This window comes from Haemophilus sp. UMB1048, from assembly GCF_030218125.1.
Taxonomy (GTDB): domain Bacteria; phylum Pseudomonadota; class Gammaproteobacteria; order Enterobacterales; family Pasteurellaceae; genus Haemophilus_D.
The window spans coordinates 1-270 of sequence record NZ_JASOPB010000102.1; the positions used below are offsets into that span (position 1 = coordinate 1).

The 270-nt window shown below is 55.9% G+C and carries 1 pseudogene; it reads right to left on the reverse strand.

Annotation, left to right across the window (positions count from 1 at the left end):
• Positions 1-270 (reverse strand): annotated as a pseudogene (locus tag QP437_RS10055) (malate synthase G); the annotation flags it as partial.

Sequence of the window (270 nt, forward strand, 5' to 3'; positions counted from 1 at the left end):
GTGATTTCGCTGTCGATGCCCGTGGTTTCCACCGTAACGTGGTCAGGCTGTGGCACCAGGTAGCCCAGTTCACGCAGGAAAGATTTATAGGCCGCTTTATCTTTTACCGGCCCCGGATTGCTGCGATGCCACTCATCAAGCGCCGCCTGAATGCGATCGCGCTCTGCCAGCAACTGACGATTCTCTGGCGCCAGATCGTGAACGATCTCATCAACATTGTGCCAGAACGCGGCAGCATCCAGTTCCACGCCAGGCAAAACTTCTTCATCC